Origin of the sequence: Mycobacterium sp. (assembly GCF_035633495.1) — a bacterium.
GTDB lineage: Bacteria > Actinomycetota > Actinomycetes > Mycobacteriales > Mycobacteriaceae > Mycobacterium.
Genome location: NZ_DASQEU010000072.1, coordinates 1 through 3,544 on the forward strand (window position 1 = coordinate 1; position 3,544 = coordinate 3,544).

At 65.1% G+C, this 3,544-nt stretch carries 4 protein-coding genes; 2 read left to right on the plus strand and 2 right to left on the minus strand.

Annotated features, from left to right (window positions below; translation table 11 throughout):
- Positions 1-845, minus strand: an 845-nt coding sequence (locus tag VET27_RS11590; protein ID WP_526518142.1) for a TerC family protein, incomplete at its 3' end; no start/stop codon positions are given.
- Positions 846-1,033: 188 nt separating this feature from the next.
- Positions 1,034-2,197 carry a PucR family transcriptional regulator gene (locus tag VET27_RS11595; RefSeq protein WP_526518144.1) on the minus strand — a complete coding sequence of 388 codons (1,164 nt, stop codon included), beginning with the start codon at positions 2,195-2,197 and terminating at the stop codon, positions 1,034-1,036.
- Positions 2,198-2,425: 228 nt separating this feature from the next.
- Between VET27_RS11595 and VET27_RS11600 the strand changes: the two genes are divergently transcribed.
- Positions 2,426-2,548 carry a hypothetical protein gene (locus VET27_RS11600; protein WP_526518146.1) on the plus strand — a complete coding sequence of 41 codons (123 nt, stop codon included), beginning with the start codon at positions 2,426-2,428 and terminating at the stop codon, positions 2,546-2,548.
- A gap of 49 nt (positions 2,549-2,597) precedes the next feature.
- The gene (gene heR / locus VET27_RS11605; protein ID WP_526518148.1) at positions 2,598-3,407 is read left to right on the plus strand and encodes a heliorhodopsin HeR; all 810 of its coding nucleotides are present in this window, start codon (positions 2,598-2,600) and stop codon (positions 3,405-3,407) included.
- Positions 3,408-3,544: the final 137 nt, after the last annotated feature.

Below are 3,544 nucleotides of genomic sequence, written 5' to 3' on the forward strand. Positions count from 1 at the left end.
GGGATCGAGGTGGAGATGACCTTGTGCCCGGCCTGCAGGAAGAGCTTGACGCCGATGAAGGCGAGGATGAAGGCCAGCCCTTTGCCCAGGTAGTGGAACTTCTTCAGCATGCCCGCCAGCAGGAAGTACAGGGCCCGTAGACCAAGGATGGCGAAGGCGTTGCTGGAGTAGATGATGAACGTGTTGTCGCTGACCGCCAACACCGCAGGCACGCTGTCGACCGCGAAGATCAGGTCAGCCGCCTCGATGGCGACCACCACGGCGAACAGCGGGGTGGCGATGCGCTTGCCGGCCTCCTTGTAGAAGAACTTGGTGCCGCGGTACTCGTCGGAGACCGGCATGATCTTGCGCAGCAACCGAACCGCGAAACTCTTGCCAGGGTCGACTGCGTCGTCGTTGTCGCGGAGAAGCTTGATCGCGCTGTAGATGAGGATGGCGCCGAAGACGAAGAGCACTGCGGTGAACTTGCTGACCAGGGCGACGCCGGCCGCGAGGAAGATGCCGCGGAAGACAAGTGCACCGATGACACCGTAGAAGAGCACCCGGTGCTGGTACTCACGGGGCACCTTGAAATACGCGAAGATCAACGCGAAAACGAAGAGATTGTCGACGCTGAGCGATTTCTCGAGCAACCACGCGGTGGTGAAGTCGATGGCCGGGTCAGCGCCAAGGGTGAAGAAGACGACCACGGCGAACCCCAGCGAAAGGCCGACCCAGATGGCGCTCCAGATCGCTGCTTCCTTGAATTTGATGATGTGCGCGCCGCGGTGGGCGAGCAGATCGATGGCCAACATGATGACGACCACGGCGCCGAATGCGGCCCAGGCCCAGAAGGGAACGGTCATGACTGTCCTTGGAGAGAGAGGGGAGCTGAGGATCGGGGCCTTGGGCACCGATCTCTCTACTGTGCCGACGCTCTTCGGGTTCATCCACGGCAGTTTTCAGCTGTTGATTGGCCGTTTTGTTGCCGGAACCCGGCAGTTAGTTGGGGTGGGTCATTCGAAATCCGGCCAACCCAACAACCGCGCACCGGTCACCGCGGTCTGCAGCTCGAAACGCTGCGCCGGGTCGGTGGGGTCACGCCGAGTGAGGTCGGCGACCTTTCCAGCCGGTAGGTCAGCGCGCGGACGGACAGGTGCAGCGAACGGGCGGCGAGCGAGGCGTTCCCACCGGTCGCGAAATAGGCCTCGAGTGTCCGCAGCAGCGACTCGGCCCCGCCCCTGGCCCCGGTCAATGGCGTCAGCACCGCATCGACCAACTCCCGCATCGCGGTCTCGTCGCGGACCAACACCCGTTGCACCAGCAGGTCTGCCGCGTCCCAGACCTGCTCGTTGCCGCCGAGTCGGGCGCCCAACTCGAGCGCTTCCAGTGCCTGCTCATACGACAGCCGGACACCACTCGGCCCCTGATGGGCTCTCCCGACCCCCATCCGCCAGGCCCCTACGTCCGCGGTGCGTCGTAGCTGCACACCGGTAGTCGTCGCAGCGGTCGGCAGGCTTCGGGCCAGCCCGGTGACCACCTGGTCGATCGCGCCGCGATCCGGTGCCGCGAAGATGACCACCAGTAAGCCCTTCTTGGTGGTCACCAGGGCATCGGCATCGGCCTTCGTCCCCAATATCGAGCGTTCCAACATCGCGGTCAGCGGTGACGAGTCGGTGAACGGCCGCTCCGCCTGCACGACGACGACGGAATGCGGACCCGCGAGGCTGAGGCCGAACGAGCCGGCCCGCTCGACCAGCCCGGCCAGCGCCTGCGCCCCTCCGAGCAACAGGTCATCGACGAACTCCCGCCGAGCCGCGGCCTGCGCCGCAACGAGGTCCCGGCGGGCCAACTGGTAGCCCTCGGTCAGCACGGCGACCACATCGTCGACCGCGCGCAGCATGACCTCCCCGGCCCGCACCACCGTGTTCGGGTCCTGTGCGGAGCTGACCTCCGGCAGATGCCGCCACAGTCGCCACGCTGCGGACAGATACAGGTCGAGCAACGCCCGCATCGCGACACCGCGAGCCGCGGCCTTCCGCCCGGCATCGCGGTAGATCGCCAGGTCCCGGCGTCCCAAGCGGTTGCCGGTGGCGACCGCGGCGACAAGCGCCGACAGGAAGTCGACGAGCAACTCCGCGTCGATGCCGCCGGCGTCCTGGGCGGCCGCTGCGGCGATCGGGTCCAGCGGAACCTCAGAACCGGTTGCCGATGCCATGTCGCCCTCCCCGCTGGTGCAGTGGTGAAGCCCCGCTGACCAACCGGGCCCCGACCCAACGATCCCATCCCAGCGTCCAGACATCCTGGCTGCCAAGGAATCGACCCTTCGCCAACGGTCGTCGCGATCCGTCGGTTGGACCGAGCCGAACCCGCAGGGCGCGGCGTCTGATGGTGCAGTGCACGGGGGTGGCGACCGTGACGGCCCCGCTCCACCAGGTCCACCACCATGAACCGCGGCGATCTCGCGGTCTTCCTCCCCGACGTGCTCGACCGGGATCTCCACACACGGGCTGCACCGTTCGCAGCCACCTTCACCGCGCCACTGGCCGCCGACCGTCGGGTGCGATGACGCGCGTTTGCAGAAGTCAGTGGCCCAAACAGCGGCTAACGTTGTGCCCATGACCATGCGCGGCGTAGAGCCCCAGCCTGAAACCGTTTCCTACCGGTCGGTTTCAGTCAGCGACAGCGAGTTTGCCGGATTGCGAAGATGGAACCTGATCGCGGCAACGCTGCACGGCGCGCAGGGAATCGCGATGCTTGTCCTTTCCACCGCGCTGGCCCTGCCGGTCACCGCCCTCTACGCGTCGGGGCCGCCCGGCACACCCATCAACGGCAGTTCATTGACCCAGCTCTTCACCGTGCGGTTGGGACCCGCCGTGGCGACATTCCTGCTGCTATCAGCGGTGTTTCACCTGATCGTGTCCGTGAGGCCGGGTGCAGCAGGTTACCGCAGCGAATTGCAGTCCCACCGCAACAGGTTCCGGTGGGTCGAGTACAGCTTGTCGTCGTCACTGATGATCGTGCTCATCGCCATGATCACCGGAATCTCCGACGTCGCCGCCCTGCTGACAATTTTCGTGGTGAACGCCTCGATGATCCACTTCGGTTGGCTGATGGAAACCACCAACGACCGTGCCGGCAAACCCTCCTGGGCGCCCTTTGTGATGGGCTGCATCGCCGGCGTTGCGCCATGGTTCGCCATCAGCATCTATCTCATCGGGGCGGGCGCCGACGTACCCGGTTTCGTCTACGGCATCTTCATTTCACTGTTCCTGTTCTTCAACAGCTTCGCCCTCAATCAGTGGCTGCAGTACCGCCGCATCGGCCGATGGACCAATTACCTCACCGGCGAACGCACCTATATCGCCCTCAGCCTGATCGCCAAGAGCCTCCTCGCCTGGCAAGTCTTCGCCAACGTCCTGCTGTAGGCCCGTCCGCGACGATCGCGGGCCCAGTACAACGCTGACGAATGTTCATGGCCTGGAGCCTTTCTCGCATTCGCAGATCCCAGTGATCGACCGGTCGCTAGAGATTCGCGGATTCAGCATGGCCTTTGGATGGTGCA

Coding starts and splice junctions, on each gene's coding strand:
- heR (WP_526518148.1), top strand. CDS start 2,598: ATGACCATGCGCGGCGTAGAGCCCCAGCCTGAAACCGTTTCCTACCGG.
- VET27_RS11595 (WP_526518144.1), bottom strand. CDS start 2,197: ATGGCATCGGCAACCGGTTCTGAGGTTCCGCTGGACCCGATCGCCGCA.
- VET27_RS11600 (WP_526518146.1), top strand. CDS start 2,426: ATGAACCGCGGCGATCTCGCGGTCTTCCTCCCCGACGTGCTCGACCGG.